Here is a 16889-nt window from a genome sequence, read left to right on the forward strand (position 1 = left end):
CACACCGCCGCGAGTCGACCAGACCTGAAAGGTCGGGCCCGTCTCTGTCGAGTCTCTGCCGGCTGATCGAGACCTCGGGGGTTGGACGAGGGGGCGGTAGGTCGCGTGCGAGGATGATCGTTCGTGCGTTTTCTAGCTGGTGATGGGAGGAACTCAGGTGGATTCCGATGTAGCGGATCCGCTGGGCCGCCGTCGTCAGCGCCTGGCAGTGCTCAACCGCCGGGGGGCACTCCGCCTTGGCGCCGCAGGTGCTGTCTCACTCCTGACCGCCTGCGCGGAGGGGGAACAGGCTCAGGAGCCCTCACGATCGGCGGAGGCCTCCGCAGAGAGTGCGTCGTCCCCGACCGCGGTAGGCACCAGCGACGCCGATGCTGCGACAACAGAGGCGACGCCTGCGGCGCCACCCGCAGCCGCCATGCCGTCCCGGCAGGACATTGTGGACAGGTTCGCCGGGCGCGTACCGTCGACCTTTGGGCTGGAAGTGCCCGGTGTCGCGCTGCGCCACCCTGGAGAGGGTGTGGCGCTGACTTTCGACCTGTGTGGGGGACCACAGGGAGAGAAGTTCGATCATGATCTATGGAAGTTGCTGCAGGAGCTAGCGATCCCTTCCACGTTCTTCGTGAACTCTCGCTGGCTCAAGGCGAACCCGACGCTGGCGCGGGAGCTGGGGGCCGACCCGCTGATCGAGATCGCCAACCACGGACACGAGCACCGCCCCCTGACCGTGGACGGGCGCGCGGCATACGGGATCGCAGGTACCCGAGACGCGGGGGCCGCCTACGACGAGGTAGCCGCGCCCGTGCCCGCTCTGACCGACGCCGCCGGGGCAGCGCCCCTGTGGTTCCGCTCCGGGACGGCCCACTGTGACGACGTCGGCGTCGCGATCGCTGAAGCCCTCGGTCAGGTCGTGGTGAACTTCAGCATCAACGGCGATGCTGGTGCAACCTTCAGCGCGCAGCAGGTGGTCATCGAGGTAGACCGCGCCGGCGACGGTGACATCGTCATCGCCCACGCCAACCGTCCCGGGTCTGGCACGGCCGGCGGCATGGCACTTGCGCTACCCGCAATGCTCGAGCGTGGTGTCACATTCGTGCAGCTGGCTGACGCCCTGCCAAGCGTCCGAAACCCCTACTGACACAGTCCTCCAAGCTCGAGCCTCGAGCCGGAGAAGTCGGCTGCCGAACCAATGCTGGCCGACCTCACAGGGGGCGAACGAACACCATGCTGCCAAGCGTCGCCAACGTGTGCTCGGGGGGTCCGCACGACGGCAGCCCTCACCTCCTCGGCGCTGCGTCACAGCGCCGCGAGTTGGGCGCATACTCTCGCCTAAGTGTTCGTATCCAAGGGGCGATTATCCCGTCGAGTCATGCGAGTTCGCTGCTGAGGCCTACTGACCTAAGGCGAGATTCTCGTTATGGTCGCCGCATGAAGGCGGGAGACCAGCACTCGATGTCGCTGTCGAATCGGGAGCTCATGATGCTCAGTGCCGGGCTCAAGGCCTATCTGCAGATCTTCGCCGCCCACCGCGCGGAGGACGGCGGGGCGAGCCACTCAGAAGATGAGTTGATCGCAGTAGCGAACGATGTCGGCCGGCTGCTCTGGCGACTTGAAGCGACCATGGCGGGCCAAGCCGCCGTTGAGCACAGTCCGGAAGCGGTGGACCCAGAGGCATAACCGCAGGACTACGGTCACTTCGCCGCGAGTTGGGCGCGGGGAGAGCCGGACCTCGCTCACCTCGTGTAGGCGTCGCCGCGGTGAGCGTCACGGGCTCCGGCCGAGGGACGTTGCAGGGGTCAGTACTGTTCGTCCTCGCGCGCTGCATCCCAGATCGCTTTCCGGTGCGCTACCGGGTCGGTGATCCCTTGGCTCAGAGCCCATTCCTGGACAGAGTTGAACAAGGCGTCGGCTCCGCAGGGAGGGTCCCGCAGTTCGGCCCTGATGGAGATCTTCTCCAAGGCCGCAGTCACGTGCTCGCAGATATGTCGCATCATCCCGAAGACGTCCAGACCGGAGTACGCACCGGCCGGCAGTCGACAACTCGCAGACCAGCCTTCCTTGGTCCTTGAGACTCGGATGGCCGGCGCAGTCACCTCATGGCGGTATCTAAAAATGACGGACAGCTCACCCACCGACGCGATGGGAAGCCATTCCCGCCATTCCCCGGAGGGATCCGATGCCAGGTAGTCATCCACGAGCGTCCATGCGCTGATGAGGTTGAAGTTGCCTCGGCCTGCGAACTCCAGACCCAGGACTATCGGCCAGTTGTCCTCTCGGTGATCCCGCGTTTCGCTGCCACCCCGGTTGTTCATCATCGACGGCTCACCCCAGCTTCGTACGAGCTGGTCATCCGACGGCCAGGGCAATGACACGCAGTACCGCAGGCCGACAGATCCGCAGAACGCATTGGGACGACCTTTCCCGCGATGACGCATAGCGATCCACCCACGGCGATGGAGGCCGCTGACCCAGTAGACACCACCACCGACCTCCTGCGGCACTTCGCCGCGTAGCGCGTCGGCTTGGCCCGGGGTCCCTAGACTCCGATGATGTCGGAGACGGTGGTGTCGGCGTCGGGGGTTGATCGCGGGGGTGAGCAGCCGCCGTCGTGGTGGCCTGTGGCTCGGTGGTCGGTGCTGGCGCTGTCGGTGCTGACGGTTGGTGTGTTCGCCGTCCAGGGCCATCTGCAGACGTCCTACGGTGACTTGCAGAAGGAACTGCGGCAGGGCACCGTCACGAGGTACGGATCGAGGGCGGCCTAGGCGGGGCTGACGGCATCGACCCTGCCGTTCAGGGCTTGGCAGTGGTGCACGTGTACTGGGATACCGGCTGGCCCGCCCGCGTGACCCGGATCTGGCAAGCCACGTCCCAGTCAGAGCTGAACAGCGACACCCTGGCCGGTGCCGACGCAGACGCCGTCGTGGTCGGACCAGTCGACGACGCTCTTCGCCTGGAGGCTCCAGGGCTCGACGTGACCTTCACGGAGTCGCCGGAGCCCAGCGCGGGGGCGATCCTCGGCCGGTGGGAACTGCCCGGCACCTGGATGGCCCTTCCCTTCGTCCTCCTCGCCAGCTTCTTCCTCGTCCTAGGCCGCGGACCAGAGCCGCGGTGGGCCACCCGGTGGGCCTGGGCATGGCTGAGCCTGACCCCCGTCATGGTTCTCGTGGTGCCGCTCTACGTGCTCTTCGGTTCCCGACCCCACCCTTCCAGGGCACGCCGCCTGACCGGCGGCTGGGCCTACCTCATCACCCTCATCGTCTTCACCGGCCTCGGCGTCCTCGCTCCGATCTAACGGTCCGCCGCGCCATTCAGAGTCTCGAGACACATCGGCCAGATGCCCCACATCGCCGGCTGTCGACCGACGCGCGGCGCACCCATCACGTCTGACGCGGAAGAAGGAGTACTGTAGCCGCGACAGACGGCCTCTGGTGGAGGTGATCTCGACGACCAGTGCAGCCCGCGCCGGATACTCCGTCGTGGTGATGGCGGTGCTCGGCCTGGCTTGGACCGTCGTCGAGGTCCTACCCCCGGCCCTGGGCTACACCGACACCGACGACCCGGCCGTGATGGTGCAGTTCCTACGCGACTTCCCCGTCATCTACCAGATCGACGGCGTGCTGCTAGTCATGCTGTCGGTGGCCGTGGTGAGCGCAGTGGTGGGTGTCGCAGATCATCTGCGCAGCGACCGTCCCCAGGGCACTGCGCTACGGGTCGCGAGCATCTTCGGGTTGTTCACCGCCGCGCTGCTGCTGCCCCTCGCCGGGCTGCGGATGGCATCGGCGAGCACGCTGCTGCACGTCGACAAGCTCAACACCGACTGGAGCGAAGCCGCGTACCTGAGCGTGCAGATGGTGGGCACCCAGGCTCTCGGCGCCGGCGCCATCATCGCGTTGTGCGGCTGGGCGGTCGGCCTGTGTGCCGACGCGATGCTGACGGGGGTGCTCCCGCGTTGGCTGATCATCCTCGGGCTCCTTCCAGCAACTCGACTGCTGTTCGCCTCGTCCGCGCCCTTCGTCGCGGACGAGTCAGCGGCGTCCGCGGTGTTGTGGGTTGTCTACATGCTGGCCGTCCCCGGCACCACGGTCTGGTTCCTGCTGCTGGGGATCACGCTGATCCGACACCGCAGCCCGTCGATGGTGGCATCGGCTTCCGACCCTGACACCACACCAGCGTGACAGCGTCAGACGCGCGGGTCCGAGCGCGTCCTACCGCCGCGTATCGCGCGGCGCCGGATCGCGCTCTGCGCCTCGATGGGGTCACATGGCGGGGCCTTGACCGCATTGGATCTCAGGTTTCCGATGTCGACGTGCGTGGGATTCGCAGTGCTTGCGGACGCGGACTCGCGGAGCGCACTCGTTTGGCCAGGGAACCCCGGCGGAGCCACACCGTGATGTGAGGGGCCGCGCACCGCGGGACCGTCATCTTATGGTGCGCTCAATTCCTTCGAGCGCGAGTTGCTTCAGCTGGAGCTCGACGGCCCACTGCGTCGACCCCCAGACGGTGACGACGCCGTCGGTGATGTCGACCGCACCGACCCCGGGTACTCCCCAATTCACTGCCCGCAGCTGGTGAGTCGGCATACGAGAACTCGACATCCCTCCCGCCACCCCAATCTCCATGATCTCGTACTCTTCGCCGGTGGGGAAGAGCAGCGTCGAGCCGGCGAGGTTGCAGCCCGGTTCCCCCATCTGGGCCAGAGCGGTGACGTCGATAGTGTCCACTGGGCACGGCTGCAAGTCGTCTGCGCCCGGCGGGACACTCACCCCGCCCCTAGAACAACCTCCCAAGAGAAGTATCAGGACTCCACAGGCAGCGCCCGCTGCGGCCCTCGCACTGATCTCCGATGTCCGACCGCGCCCGCGGCCGTCCCCTTCGTCCGGAAGCAGGTCGAGCCGGATGCCCCCAGGATTTCTCACGCGCTCATCGTGCCTCATTGGCCCGTGCTGGAGGCTCAATGAGTACGGCTGTGTCACATCGCCGCGAGTGGCCTCTGCCACGCGATCGCATTTCCGTCACTCAGGGGTTGGAGCGTCGAAGCGGAGATCGTCCGCCGTGGGGGCCCTGTCGCTGTTCCAGACGCGGGCGTAGGCGTGCTCGACAAGAGGCCAGATCTGCTGGATGCCTTCAGCGACTGAATTGACGTGGGTGGCGAGATCGCCGATGGCGACAAACTCGTGTGGGATGACGCGACCCGATGCGTCGCGGCGCCCTTGGGGGTCCGGAAACCTGACGGCGACAGTCCCGCCCGTTCGATGCCATGCGATGCGGCGATCGGAGGCTTCGCTGAACGCTCGCTCGTACTCGGCGAGTGGGTCTCTCCAGCCGCCGTCGAGGAGGAACCGAAAGCCCCACGTGCGGCCGCGCGTCGCCCAGATCAGCTGTATCGGGCGCTCCGATTGAGAACTCACTTCTGGGTCCGGATCACCTTGTCGCTGACGCCCTGGTCGAGGTCGAGTTTGAACTGGGTCAGCATGGCTCGCAGGTAATCGTTGTGGGCGCGCGCCTCCTCGTTGATCTCCCTGAGCTTCGGTCCAGCCATCGCGACCGCGGCCGCCAGCATCGGCAATGCCTTGGCCACAAACTCCGCTCGCTTGTCCGCCTTGATGAATTTGTTCAAGAGCTTCTCGACATTCACGAACTTCGCCCCCGTCAGGGCCGCGGCAATCACATCCGCACCGTCGGCGAGCGAGTCCACGACCTTGCGGGGGATCGCCATCCGCTGCTCCCACAGGACACGGCGCTCCAGCGGCAGAAGGGACGCGATAGGGAGGATCAGATCGAGTCCAACCCGTTGCCTGACATCTATCTCGACCGGGTCCTGACCGCCCGGCTTGAGCTCGAACTTTGCCGACGACAGGAGGATGAAGTCCTCGCCGATCGACAATGCCTCCGGGGTTTCGATCAGTTCCGCGATGGCACTTCGCAGGCGTTCGAGGTCTTCGGAGGCTTTGAGGATGACGAGATCGCGGAAGGTGCTGACGTCCCAGTCCGGTATCAGATCCGCCTTGGACAGCGCGAGAATCCAGATCCTTGGGAACTCGACCAACGGTCCGTTCTCCGCGAGGAGGTCGTCCTTAAGGCGCAGGAGGTTCTGACGGAAGTTGCCCAGGAGTGATTTCAGGTAGCGCTCCTCTTCACCCGCGTAGTCGAGCAACTTCTGACCATCGACGAGGAGCAGTGCGACATCCGAGCGGAGCAGCGAGATGAAGGTGTCGGTGCGTCGGTCGCGCTCCTCGAGGCTGCTGGGGTCGTCCGTGAACCATTCGCCGGGGTAGTCATGCCAGGCGAGACGCAGCTCATCGAAGGGTCGCTTCTTGCCTTCGGGCTCATCGCCGGCCTTGAGTTTGACGGAGAACTCGTAGGTAGTGTTGTCGAACCTTGTTTGGATCGGGACGGTCGCGTTGTCGCGCATTCCGAGGAAGTTCTGGTAGAGCCGATGCCCCTGACCGGTCTGACGAGCGACCAGGTCCCACAGGTCGTTTACGTAGGACCCCTCCTGCGTCGGGCCGTAGAACGATGAGACCAACACCGTCTTGCCCGACCCGGCTTCACCGAAGACTGCGATGTTCTGCTCTCGAACGCGGGGATACTTCGCCATACGGCGAACCTATCCCGGATCTTCAACAGTCCGAGGGTGCACGTGGCGCGAGTTGGTGGCGGCTGACGAGGCGGCGGGTGCTAACCCATGGGTCACCCCCGGGGGGCAGGTTGACCAATCCGCCGCGAGTGCTCCGAACTGCTTGGACACGTTGACGACCGTGAACTATCGCGGGAACCTGTGTCTATGGTTGACGATCGCGTGCCGGGAGTGAAGTTTCCTTCGCGGCACTTCGTGTGCCCCGTCTGCGGGGACGAGCGCTACGAAACGGCGGCCAGCCCCTTCTGCCCCCGAGATGGCGCGCGCATGCGGCTTCAGACGGATGAGGGCGCGGCTAATCAGCTCGATTGAGGAGCCGAAGGGCGACCACATAACCTCTAGCGCTCGACAGCGCGGATCGATAGCAGACAGCTGAGAACAGCAGCAGTGCCAGCGTGAAGACGACGATCCACCACCACGCGATGTTCCGTCCGGCAAGGAGTGGCGCCGGGAGCACCGCGAGACCGAGTGAGACAAACACAAGGGTGCAGTACATGTCGAGGCGTGTCCTGAACTGATCGTGTTGACGTTGGACTCGAAGGGGGGCGCGATGCCGGTTGCGAAGGGCAAATCCCTCAACATCCCCTCCTGTATTGAGGTTGATCTCCGCTGTCCGCATGATGTTGCCAAGCATCGTGGGTAACACTTCCCATGGTGGCGGATAGTCCCTCAGCAGGAGATCGTGACGATCGACGGCAGCCAAGAGCTGTTCGTCACAGCTGGAGCGCCAGTTCAGGTCCTTGAGCAGGCTCCTTTCCGCATCGGTTAGCGTCGGCACCGGTGATCGCGTGGCCTGGGCTTCCAGTGCGGCCACTACCGCCATAGGAACGGATGGAAGAGCCTGAAGCTTCGTGCGCGCGGGGGTGAACGCTTGCCCAGCCAAGCGATCACGGCGCACCCCGAGACGGCTGCGGCGCTCTACGTGCTTACGTATCCCATAACTGCGGACGGCGTTGAGGGGACTCCTCGGCGCCCCGTATCCCTCAAGCATTCGGATGGCTTCAAACGCGAATGATTGCGTCAAGAGGGTCGACAGGATCAGGACAGGCAGCGTGAACAGCGCGAGGGCCCACTTGTCGTTCGTGAGGTCCTGTACTACAGCACCGACATCGACAGACTCATTGATTCGAAAACCGACAAGGAGAACGACGACAGCGGTGCCGAATGCAGCAGGCAGCCAAGCGCTGAGGCTAAGTTGCTCAAAGATGCGCGCCACAAAGCCGGACAGGCTCGGTGCGTCCTCCGGGGCTGCCTCGCCGGGTCCTTCTCGCGCTCCAGTCACCGCACCAGAATGGCGTCGCTCGGCCGAGCTGCCTGAGACCTTCGCCGCGTGTCGCCGACCTTGAAGCAAACACTGGCGAGCCCGCGGCCCGGGAACTGACCCCACTCCGCTGGATATTGGGTCTTGGCGGTTCGCCGGTTGGCCTCTAGAAGCCGATGCGGCTGACGACGACGACTTCGTCGATGACGCCGTCTGCGTTGTTGTCCGTCTCGTAGGTGAGCACCGTGGTGTCTTTGGTGTAGGCGTACGTGATGGTGGTGCTCGACTGCAGGGTGTCCGTGCCGATGTAGGAGTTATGAATCTCCTGCACGACTCTGCTCTTGCCGTCGTATGTCAGCGTCTGGGTGGTGCGTGCATCAATGACACCATCAGTGTCAGAGTCGCCCTCCTGGATCACCTCGACGAGGCGGCCCCTGGCGTCGTAGGTTCGAGACAGGGTGCTGGTGGACGAGAAAACGACGCCGGCTTGGATCTGCGTTGAGGTGAGCAGTCGCCCTCTTGCGTCGTAGGTGTAGCTGTCGGTGATGGTGAGCGGGTCGGCACCTGGGGCCTCGGTGATCGTGACGATCTGCAGCAGGTCGCCCCGCTTGTCGTAGGTGAAGCTGGAGTTCGAACGGATCTGTTCCAGTCCATCCACGGTGAAGCTCAGGCTCGTCGTCAGCTGACGGCTCTGTGGCCCGTAGGTGCCTGTGTACGTGGTGATGGAGGTCTGGCCGTCGGCATCGGAGGTCTGCACCGTCTCGCTGATGACGTTGCCGTGCTGGTCGTAGACGCGCACGGAACCACTGCTGATCTCGGCTACGCCGTCGTTGTCCAGATCTGCCTCGGTGCTCGTCGTGATGGTTCGCGACTTGACATCGGTGGAGAGGGTGGCGGTGGCGGTCTCGTCAGCGACGCCGTCTCCGTCATGGTCGACTTCAGTCACCGTCCCAGAGACCAACCCGCGCTTGTCGTAGGTGGTTCGCAGCGTCCGGGTGATCGGAAGGCTCGGACCCGCGCCGTCAAGGTCGTCAACCCTGGTCTCGGTGACCAGTCGACCGGATTCATAGGTGTTCGTCACGGCAAACAACCTGGTCTGGGTGCCTTCGGCGTCGAAGGACTCCGACGACGCCGTCAGGAGACGACCGCGGGGATCGTGGGCGTCCCGGTACACCTGGGTCCCGACCAGGGCACCGGAGGAGTCATACACCTCGACCACCTCTTCACGCACCGCGTTCGTCAACTCTCCCGGGCTACTCAGAGCATCGGGCTGCAGCCACGACGCGGTGGCGGCATGCGTAGGGACCACGACCAAGCCCAGCGCAAGAGCGGTACTGGTTAGGACCGCTCCTGCCCCGGGCCATCCGCCGACCCACCTGCCGGCTGAAGCCCCGTTCAGGTTCGCGGCGTGGGCGTGCGAAGTGCAGCCCGTCGCCCACTCCTTCCGAGGCGAAGCCGCGACCTCAGAGGTCCAGCGGCTTGAGAATCCGGCGAAGAGGCGAGATCTGGCGAAGAGGCGAGAACGACTCGGGAGAGCACGCATCACTTCGGATCCTTCCGGTCAAGCCCCTGGCCGCCAGCGGATCGGGGTCTTCTCGGACCGTAGCGGCCACAGCCGAATCTCGGCATCGGGCATTTGCCCTAATTCCCATCCTCATCGCCACCATCACCGGCCAACCCACTGAGCGACTCCGGACGTAGGGCAGTCCGCCGGCTGCTGGCGCCTCGGCACGGGTAGCGACAGGCGCTTTGCCCTCGTCACAGCGTCACAGATGAGGCAAGCATCTGGAGAAGAGCGCTAGGTGGACTCGCTCTCACCGCTGGACGCGGTGCGGTAGCGGGCGACGATGTCGCGTAGTGCAGCTAGGTCGATGGGGTCGTTTGACCGGGCAGGCCGATGGCACTCCCCATAACGAGCCCAAGCGAGGGCGCGCAATGTTGTGGTCGCAAGGCAGGCGAGATAGAACGCGCCGTCGTTGATAGTCAATAGGAGGCGTTGGCCGCCTGGGTACGACCCGACCGGCGACCGGTCAGTGACCCGAAGCAGGGCACTGGCCTCTGAGTGCTGGAGGCCGGAAAGAGTCTTCCATGTGACCGTATGCGCCAGGGTCATCAGCTCGTCGCCGGGAAACAGCTCGGACAGAGCTTGCTCGACGTTAACGCGGGCAGGCCGATGGTTCACCTGCCTGCGGTGCTTCGTCGTGCTGTAGGGCAAACGCGTAGCGTCCGCTTCCGCGACGTATGTCTCGTGATTCGCGTTCACCTTAGGTAGTGGCACGGTGTCCGACGGAATCCCGATTTGCCTCAGCACGTCTCGATTTCCGAGTGCGACTTCGCGGAACTTCGTTGCGGCAATGTCATCGAGCCATTCTAGGCGAACGCCCCTGCGGCGTCGCTCGACGCTGTCCTCGGGGGTCAACAGCCATAGCGCGTAGAACGCCGACTCGAAGGACGGGCGCAACAAGTTCCAAGGCGCTGTGGGCGTGGCTCCGTGGTGCTCCAGGAGGCTGACTAGGGCGTCGTGATTCTCGTCCGAGGTGGTGAGGTAGCGCTCCGCGGCGGCGTAGCCGCGGTGTCCCCCCACTAAACGCTCGTCCACGGTGCGTGGGCAGACAATGCGCCGATCCCATCTCGCGACAGCCTGCTGGGCGGATTGGCGTAACTGGTCGCACTGGCTCCAACGACGATGGAGGTCCTGGAGATCTAGATACCCGTGCGGTTCTCGGCCTTCGGGCATGCTGCCAGCATGGCAAAGGGTCCCCCCAAACCGGAGGCATTGGCCAACGCGCGGAACACGAGGCTACTCACGCTCGGCCGACGAGGGTCGCCCCCGTAGTCACACTCGCGCGACAGCGCGACCCATCGACCTGACCCACTTCGCCGGGAATCGCCTGACACATGCTTGTGGTCGAAGCCTGGCTAGGTACGACGAAAGTGGTCTCCTTGGTGTCAGCTGCCGAGGTTGGGGATGATGGCGTTCTCGAGCATGCTGACAGCAGACTCGCCGCTGAACTCCTTGGCCATTCGGGCGGGGTCTCTGTCGTCGAACTCGGTGGCGATGGCGAGCACCAGCTGCTGGGCGGGCACGACGGCGATTACTTGACCGCCTAAGCCGAAGGCCACGTACCCGGGCTCGTCGGCGATGTCTGTTGTCCACCACAGGTAGCCGTAGCCGGTTGCTCCTGGTTCGCGGACCTCTACGTGTGGCGTGGTTGCTTGCTCCACCCACTGCTCGGGGACCACCTGTTGGCCGTCCCAGCGTCCCTGGTCCAGGTAGAGTTGACCGATCGCGGCCAGGTCCTGCGGGCGCAGCTTGATGCAGCAGGCCCCCTCGTGCAGGCCCTGCGGATCGACCGGCCAGGTGAAGTCGGCGTCCCAGTACTGCTCGTATGTCGCCGCGGCCGCTGCCTCGTCGGCGAAGTCGAAGGCGGGTTCGAACGCCGGCTCGGTCGGGATCCCGAGCGGGTCGAACAGCTTCTGGCGGGCGTACTCCAGCACTGGCACACCGGTCGCCTCGACCAGGATCGCGGACAACAGGTGTGCCCCGGCGTTGGAGTAGACGAACGTGCCGTCGACCGGACCGCTTTCGTTGCGGTCGGCCAGGATCTGCCCGACCCAGTCCTCAGCGGCGAAGTACTCCCGCGATGCGTTCCCGGTATCGGCAGCGAACCCGCCGGTGTGGGTCAGCACCTGATGCAGCGTCACCGCGGCGGTCTCCTCGCTCATCTCCGCCGCCCGCGACGGCAGCAGCTCGCCAACAGTCGACTCCACCCCCTCGATCTGCCCCTCGCCGATGGCGATCCCGACCAAGGTCGACATCACCGACTTGGTGACCGACCGGGTATCCCAGTAGTCCTCGGGACCGGACTCGGTGTAGCGCTCCGCCACCGGCTCGCCCTCAACGTGCAGCAGCACCGCCCGCACCTGACCCTCGGGGTCGACGGTGGTCAGGTAGTCCTCGACCGCCGGCCCCACATCGGCGGCCACCTGCTCGCCGGTGGGACCGGATCCCGAACACCCCCCGAGGACGAGAACCGAAACCAGCGCAGCGGACCACACGCGACATCTCACGCTCCACCTCCAACGGTGAGCACCAGACCCTGCCCCAGATCATCAAGGTAGCGCCCGGGCGATCGTGCGGTCCAGCATCGCCAACAGCCCAAAGCGTCAACGGATCCTCGCGATCCGAAGGGAGCGTCTCTCCGCCGGGTGCTGGGCTGGGTGCCGGCCGGGTGGGGCTGGGACGGACCGGGTCAGTTGGGGGCGGCGGTGTCGGTGATGCGGCCGATCTGGTCGACGACATCGGTTGCCTCTGGTAGCGCTGCGATCTGCTCGGCGATTTCGCCGGAGCGGATGCGGAAGGATGACTCGCTGAGCACGCGCGAGACAGCTGCTGCCATGGCCGAGGTCGCGTCGGGCCCGCCGTGGATGGTGACTCCAGCACCCATGGCCGAGACCGCCTCGGCGTTCAGGTACTGGTCGGTGCTGAACAGGGGCATAACGACTTGAGGAACACCGGCCGAGAGCGCGGACATGGTCGTGCCGAACCCGCCGTGGCTGACAACGGCAGCGGCGAGCGGCATGAGATCGTCCTGGGGCCAGAACTGCTCGACATGGGCATTGCCGGGAACGTCGGCGAGGGCGACTTCTCCGCCGGCGCCTGTCGTCAGCAGCACGCGCACGGGTAGGGCGGACAGTGCGTGCAAGGTCGCGGTGAACACCTCCCGCAAGTAGTCCAGACCCCCCGCGACGGTTCCGAAGGTGACGTACACCAGCGGGTCATCCGGGTTACCCCACGAACACGGGAGGCGGCCCGGCCCTGTCTCATGCCTGGCCCGGAAGCGCACCACGTCACGCACCGCCGACGCGGTGCCGGTCGAGTGGCCAGCGGCTCGATCCATGGCCTCGGGAACCATCGTGAACACCGGCGACGCCGCGGCCGCCTGCAGCAGAGTCCCGTGGGTGAGCCCGGTCACCTCGTCCAGCTCCGCCAGAGGGTCAGGCAGGTGCTCCAATCCCCATTGCATCAGGGCCGCCACCGCGATAGCCACCTCGATGTGGGCGATCCCAGCTGCCTGTGCGGCGGCTAGCGAGGCGAGCTCGGCCGGATCTCGCAGCACGACATCCGGACGCCACGTCCTCACCATTCTCTGGACGTCGGGGAACGCTGCCTGGGCGTCCAGGCGCCCAAACACCTCGGCCATCACGGTGGCATTCGCCTGTTCTGTGCTCATCCGCGCCAGCGAGGCAAAGACAGCGTGCATAGCCTCGGGGGACGGTTCAGCGAAGGGAACATGGTCCAGACCGGCCCGCTGCACCGTACCGGCGAACGAGGCGGGGGCGGCGACCCGCACCTCGTGGCCGGCAGCCCGGCAGGCTTGCGCGAGCACCCGGAGCGGCCCGAAATGGCCCTCGCCGGCGGTCGTCGAGCAGAGCACCCGCATCTCCGCAGTTTGCCACCGCCCCCGCCCCATAGGCAGCCCCCTTCCGCCGGGAGTTGCCGCACGGACCGCGGAGGTCAGTGGGTGCGTGGGTGGAGGTGAACGGCGACTTGGTGGCCCTCGCTGTCGAGTTTGGCGTCGCAGGTGCGCAGTGGCACATCGAGGGCTTCGGCCAGGGCCAGGTAGGCCGCGTCGTAGCTGGTGTACCGATGGCGCAGACTCCAGATGCGCTCGGCCAATGGCGCGGTGTCGTGTCGGTCGATGAGCAGGTCGAAGTGGTCGACTCGTGCCGCCTCAGCCAGGTTCTCCTCGAGCTTCCCGCCCAGCACCAGGCCCCGCAGCACAGAGAGGACTTCCACGTCGAGGATGTGGGGAGCGGCGATCTCGCCGGAGAGAACCTCGAGGAGACTGTCATCGACGTCGCGCCCCACCAGTGCCTCGACCATTGCCGAGGCATCGATGACGATCACCGCTGAGACTCGCGCAGGGCCTCGACGATGTCGGTGGCGTTCGGCCCATCGGTACGGTCTCTATCACGCAGGCGTGCCACGATCTCGGCGTTGGTCGGGCGGGAGGCGATCCGCGCAAGTTCTGCCGCGACGTAGGCCGAGAGTGACTTGCCTTCGGCCGCGGCGCGATCCTTGAGCGTCTGGGTCACTTCGTCGGGGACGTCCCGTACGTACAGTGTGGTCATCCCACCACGCTAGCACTCTGCAAGCGACGCTTCGACACCCCGGGAAGAGCCGATGACGACCTGCGTCGTAGCGCCGGGTATCGATCGAGGCAACCGTGGCTTTGGGTTCTGGATCAGCCTCAGGAGTGTGCCGTCGGGGTCGAGCAGTGCACCGATGCGTAGTCCGGAGTCCTCGAGGGACGGGCGGTGTACGCGTGGCCATCCCCGGCTCGACTCGGGAATGCCCGCTGCTCGACACTCTTCGAAGAAGGCAGTTACGTCATCGAGGCGCAGACAACAGGAGAAGGCGCTGGTTGCTGGATCGAGCTGCGGGAAGGGGAAGAACTCCAGGCTGACCTCGCCCCGGCTCAGGATCATCCAGCCCGAGTCGCGATAGTCGGTGGCAAAGCGCAGGTCGGCGAAGAAGGCAGCTGTCGTGTCGAAGTCCCGCGACGGCAGATTCGGCGTGGCGCGATCGACCATGAAGTCACAGTAATGCTCCGCCCGGGACTCCGGAGGGCAGCCGTGCGGGCGAGACTCCTCGCCAACTGTGCCCCTTTCCGCCGGCAGTTGACCACGTGGTCTGTGGTTCCGCATCGCTCAACAGTCAGGGACGTCCCGCGCTTGCTCTCACGGTGACCTCCTCGACCGCAAGGGCACGAACCGTGGAGTGCGGTCGGCATAGTCGGCGTATCCCTCGAATCGCTCCGCCAGGCGTGTTTCCTCCCATCGTGCTTTCACGTTCAGGAGCAGGACCAGCGCTGCCAGGGTCAGGAGCCGGAGCCCGCTTCCGGCCGCCACCGTGATTGCGGCCATCATGAGCAGCAACCCGCTGTAGATGGGGTGCCGTACGTACCGGTAGAGGCCGCCCGTACGCAGCTGTGCGTGGGCGTTCGGCAACGGCGTGGCCGTCAGACCTCGGCCCAGTCCCGTCGCGCCGATCACCATCACGGTCAGGCCCAGGACGGCGGCCGCGCTGCAGGCAACGGTGAGCGCAGCGGGCACCGGCCAGTCATCGCCCTTCGGGAGCACCACGAGGATACCGATGAGCACGAACTGGCCCACGACCATGAGCCGCGCGGTCCTGACCTGACCAGAGGACGTGCTGCCTTCGTGCCCAGCAGCGGATTCTGTGGGTGGGCTCATCTGATCGGCTTCCTTCACGGGAAGAGTGGAGCCAACGAGTGGTGAGATGCCGAGGTTGACAGCGCGTCGACGAGCCCCATCATCCTTGGTCCTCGCGGCCGAGCACGTCGCAGTGATAGACGCGGCGCGCAGTGCTGCGGAGTAGGACGTCGTGCACGCCGCGGGCAGCGGGCACCTGGGCCCGTGGTCAGTAAGCGATGCTGATGTGCTCTCGGTGATGACGCGGGTTCTCGATCTCGTCAACGATCGCGAGAGCGAAGTCGGCACCGGAGATGTTCGAGTTCCCGTCGGCGTCGAAGAGCGCGATCTCACCGCCGACCCGGTAGGTACCGGTTCGCTCGCCCGGGGCAAACGCACCGTAGCCACCAGCGGGGCTGATGAAGAGCCAGTCGAGCTCCTCGGGCGCCTGCTCGGCGAGCATCACCCGGGTGGCCTCACCCTCCAACGCCTCGGCCCGGTACTGCTCCGGGATCTCACCCTCGACCACCCGCGGCAGGCCCGGCCCGGGTCGCAGCGAGCTGAACCCGCCGACCTGCAGGTAGCGCGCACCAGCCTGGGCGGATAGTCGGGCCAGCGCGCCGTACGCCTCGACGAGGCGGCCGGCCATGTCACCGCGTGGGGAGAGCGCGGCGAGCACGACGTCGGCGCCCGGCACGACGCGGGCAGCGACATCGGAGACGCCGCCGACCTCGTAGCGCACGCCCTCCACAGGCTCCTGCGGCTCGGACCGGCTCACCGAGAGCACCTGGTGACCTCGCGACGCAGCCTCCCGAACGACGCTGCCGCCGGTGTACCCGGTCCCGCCGAAGACAACGATGGTGGCCATGAGCATGCTCCTCTACTGCTGGGGTCAGTCGGACTGCTTCGTCAACCACCGCAGAGGCTCAGATAGTCCAGCCTCCAGAGCGAACGGCACACGCAGGCGCCCCCTTCCGCCGGCTGTCGACCGCCCGGATCGCGGCATGAGCGGAAGCCGTGCTCCTTGGTCTTGGTCAGCCTTCGGCTACCCGCTTGAGCGCTCGGCGCAGATCCCGCAGCGCCGGGACACCACGTAAGCCCTCTGGGGTGGGGTAGAGCCGACACGCCATTGCTGCGGGGGCGGCGGGGTCTTCGAAGGGGTCGGAGCCGTTGACCAGGATCGTCGGAGAGCCCGCGAAGCCGCGTCGACGCGCTTGGTCCTGGCTGGTGATGACCGTGTGTGTGACCGTTGCCTGCACTCCGGTTTCCGCCACGGCGGTGGTGATCAGCTCGGCGGCGGCGGCCTCGTGGGGACAGTCCGGCACGACTAGCAGTTCGATCTCCATGGCTACGGAAGGTACCTGTCAAGCCACCTGAGCTTTGCGCCGATGAATCTGTTGTGGTGCCAGCCTCGGCGAATCACCAAGGCGCGCAGGTCGCGGAACCGGTCACGGACGAGCGCTGCCGGGCCTTGCTTCCCCTCTCCCTCAATCTCCCGCGCCCGGTGGTGCACGAAGTGCGCGCAGCCCAGGCAGAGGTGCACCTCAGGGTGGTCACCGAGGTTCACCATGCGGTCGGGGGCGTCGATGGTGCCGCAGCACCAGCAGTGGACGCTCCCGTCTTCGGGGAGGTCGATGGAGGTGACCGGGTCGGCGCTCATGTGCTCAGTGTGAGTGCACTGACGACCGTGAGCAACTGACCGCATCACGCGCGCCGGCGTCCGTCCCGGGCGACAGTCCAATTACTGCGGGTGCGGGCGTTCCCGTGCGCGCGACG

At 66.0% G+C, this 16889-nt stretch carries 19 protein-coding genes and 1 pseudogene; 5 read left to right on the forward strand and 15 right to left on the reverse strand.

All coding sequences use genetic code 11. The features are described 5' to 3' along the window. Positions 1-415 precede the first annotated feature (415 nt). Positions 416-1135, forward strand: coding sequence for a polysaccharide deacetylase family protein (locus tag GA707_RS19315; protein WP_193315444.1), 720 nt, complete (start codon positions 416-418; stop codon positions 1133-1135). 290 nt (positions 1136-1425) lie between these two features. Continuing rightward, positions 1426-1674: a hypothetical protein gene (locus GA707_RS19320; RefSeq protein ID WP_152180094.1), complete on the forward strand. Its 249-nt coding sequence runs from the start codon at positions 1426-1428 to the stop codon at positions 1672-1674. A gap of 119 nt (positions 1675-1793) precedes the next feature. Here the strand turns inward: GA707_RS19320 and GA707_RS19325 are convergent, their stop codons facing one another. After that, positions 1794-2312, reverse strand: a complete 519-nt coding sequence (locus GA707_RS19325; protein ID WP_152180095.1) for a hypothetical protein — start codon at positions 2310-2312, stop codon at positions 1794-1796. Positions 2313-2546: 234 nt separating this feature from the next. Here GA707_RS19325 and GA707_RS19330 point away from each other — a divergent pair, with 234 nt between their 5' ends. The 3 genes from GA707_RS19330 (at position 2547) to GA707_RS19340 (ending at position 4172) form a co-directional block, all read left to right on the forward strand. Continuing rightward, positions 2547-2759, forward strand: a complete 213-nt coding sequence (locus tag GA707_RS19330; RefSeq protein WP_152180096.1) for a hypothetical protein — start codon at positions 2547-2549, stop codon at positions 2757-2759. Between the two features lie 35 nt (positions 2760-2794). Beyond that, on the forward strand, positions 2795-3289 hold the full coding sequence (locus GA707_RS19335) for a hypothetical protein (protein ID WP_152180097.1): 495 nt from the start codon (positions 2795-2797) through the stop codon (positions 3287-3289). 136 nt (positions 3290-3425) lie between these two features. Continuing rightward, the gene (locus GA707_RS19340) at positions 3426-4172 is read left to right on the forward strand and encodes a DUF4386 family protein (protein WP_152180098.1); all 747 of its coding nucleotides are present in this window, start codon (positions 3426-3428) and stop codon (positions 4170-4172) included. Between the two features lie 243 nt (positions 4173-4415). On the opposite strand, the gene GA707_RS19345 is transcribed toward GA707_RS19340, so the two are convergent. From GA707_RS19345 to GA707_RS19415, 14 genes and pseudogenes are all read right to left on the reverse strand, one after another. After that, positions 4416-4718, reverse strand: coding sequence for a hypothetical protein (locus GA707_RS19345; RefSeq protein WP_152180099.1), 303 nt, complete (start codon positions 4716-4718; stop codon positions 4416-4418). Between the two features lie 683 nt (positions 4719-5401). Continuing rightward, positions 5402-6595: an ATP/GTP-binding protein gene (locus GA707_RS19355; protein WP_152180101.1), complete on the reverse strand. Its 1194-nt coding sequence runs from the start codon at positions 6593-6595 to the stop codon at positions 5402-5404. 334 nt (positions 6596-6929) lie between these two features. After that, positions 6930-7916, reverse strand: a complete 987-nt coding sequence (locus GA707_RS19360; RefSeq protein WP_152180102.1) for a hypothetical protein — start codon at positions 7914-7916, stop codon at positions 6930-6932. A gap of 145 nt (positions 7917-8061) precedes the next feature. Continuing rightward, positions 8062-9138, reverse strand: coding sequence for a hypothetical protein (locus tag GA707_RS19365; RefSeq protein ID WP_193315445.1), 1077 nt, complete (start codon positions 9136-9138; stop codon positions 8062-8064). A gap of 555 nt (positions 9139-9693) precedes the next feature. After that, a complete protein-coding gene (locus tag GA707_RS19370) occupies positions 9694-10479 on the reverse strand; it encodes a hypothetical protein (protein ID WP_152180104.1) in 786 nt (261 codons plus the stop codon). A gap of 365 nt (positions 10480-10844) precedes the next feature. Then, positions 10845-11882 carry a serine hydrolase gene (locus GA707_RS19375; protein WP_193315446.1) on the reverse strand — a complete coding sequence of 346 codons (1038 nt, stop codon included), beginning with the start codon at positions 11880-11882 and terminating at the stop codon, positions 10845-10847. Between the two features lie 266 nt (positions 11883-12148). Beyond that, entirely contained in the window at positions 12149-13339 is a 1191-nt protein-coding gene (locus tag GA707_RS19380) for a glycosyltransferase (RefSeq protein WP_193315447.1), read from the reverse strand. Positions 13340-13413: 74 nt separating this feature from the next. Beyond that, positions 13414-13806 carry a type II toxin-antitoxin system VapC family toxin gene (locus tag GA707_RS19385; protein WP_152180107.1) on the reverse strand — a complete coding sequence of 131 codons (393 nt, stop codon included), beginning with the start codon at positions 13804-13806 and terminating at the stop codon, positions 13414-13416. Continuing rightward, positions 13803-14030: an antitoxin gene (locus tag GA707_RS19390; RefSeq protein ID WP_152180108.1), complete on the reverse strand. Its 228-nt coding sequence runs from the start codon at positions 14028-14030 to the stop codon at positions 13803-13805. The genes GA707_RS19385 and GA707_RS19390 overlap by 4 nt, the downstream gene beginning before the upstream one ends. Before the next feature lie 102 nt (positions 14031-14132). Then, positions 14133-14492: pseudogene (locus tag GA707_RS19395) on the reverse strand (bleomycin resistance protein); the annotation flags it as partial. A gap of 147 nt (positions 14493-14639) precedes the next feature. Further along, the gene (locus GA707_RS19400) at positions 14640-15155 is read right to left on the reverse strand and encodes an isoprenylcysteine carboxylmethyltransferase family protein (protein ID WP_122261604.1); all 516 of its coding nucleotides are present in this window, start codon (positions 15153-15155) and stop codon (positions 14640-14642) included. A gap of 187 nt (positions 15156-15342) precedes the next feature. Beyond that, entirely contained in the window at positions 15343-15981 is a 639-nt protein-coding gene (locus GA707_RS19405) for an NAD(P)-dependent oxidoreductase (protein ID WP_226963974.1), read from the reverse strand. A 166-nt stretch (positions 15982-16147) separates the two neighbouring features. Then, positions 16148-16459 (reverse strand): hypothetical protein, encoded by a 312-nt coding sequence (locus GA707_RS19410; protein ID WP_152180110.1) that lies wholly within the window; start codon positions 16457-16459, stop codon positions 16148-16150. A gap of 2 nt (positions 16460-16461) precedes the next feature. Then, positions 16462-16773: a hypothetical protein gene (locus tag GA707_RS19415; protein WP_152180111.1), complete on the reverse strand. Its 312-nt coding sequence runs from the start codon at positions 16771-16773 to the stop codon at positions 16462-16464. Positions 16774-16889 lie beyond the last annotated feature (116 nt).

Origin of the sequence: Nostocoides sp. F2B08 (genome assembly GCF_009184895.1) — a bacterium.
Lineage (GTDB): Bacteria > Actinomycetota > Actinomycetes > Actinomycetales > Dermatophilaceae > F2B08.

What these genes read in the sequence shown, in the direction of transcription:
- GA707_RS19315 (WP_193315444.1), top strand. Translation starts at nt 416, where the DNA reads ATGCCGTCCCGGCAGGACATTGTGGACAGGTTCGCCGGGCGCGTACCG.
- GA707_RS19320 (WP_152180094.1), top strand. Translation starts at nt 1,426, where the DNA reads ATGAAGGCGGGAGACCAGCACTCGATGTCGCTGTCGAATCGGGAGCTC.
- GA707_RS19325 (WP_152180095.1), bottom strand. Translation starts at nt 2,312, where the DNA reads ATGATGAACAACCGGGGTGGCAGCGAAACGCGGGATCACCGAGAGGAC.
- GA707_RS19330 (WP_152180096.1), top strand. Translation starts at nt 2,547, where the DNA reads ATGTCGGAGACGGTGGTGTCGGCGTCGGGGGTTGATCGCGGGGGTGAG.
- GA707_RS19355 (WP_152180101.1), bottom strand. Translation starts at nt 6,595, where the DNA reads ATGGCGAAGTATCCCCGCGTTCGAGAGCAGAACATCGCAGTCTTCGGT.
- GA707_RS19380 (WP_193315447.1), bottom strand. Translation starts at nt 13,339, where the DNA reads ATGCGGGTGCTCTGCTCGACGACCGCCGGCGAGGGCCATTTCGGGCCG.
- GA707_RS19390 (WP_152180108.1), bottom strand. Translation starts at nt 14,030, where the DNA reads ATGACCACACTGTACGTACGGGACGTCCCCGACGAAGTGACCCAGACG.
- GA707_RS19400 (WP_122261604.1), bottom strand. Translation starts at nt 15,155, where the DNA reads ATGAGCCCACCCACAGAATCCGCTGCTGGGCACGAAGGCAGCACGTCC.
- GA707_RS19405 (WP_226963974.1), bottom strand. Translation starts at nt 15,981, where the DNA reads ATGGCCACCATCGTTGTCTTCGGCGGGACCGGGTACACCGGCGGCAGC.
- GA707_RS19410 (WP_152180110.1), bottom strand. Translation starts at nt 16,459, where the DNA reads ATGGAGATCGAACTGCTAGTCGTGCCGGACTGTCCCCACGAGGCCGCC.
- GA707_RS19415 (WP_152180111.1), bottom strand. Translation starts at nt 16,773, where the DNA reads ATGAGCGCCGACCCGGTCACCTCCATCGACCTCCCCGAAGACGGGAGC.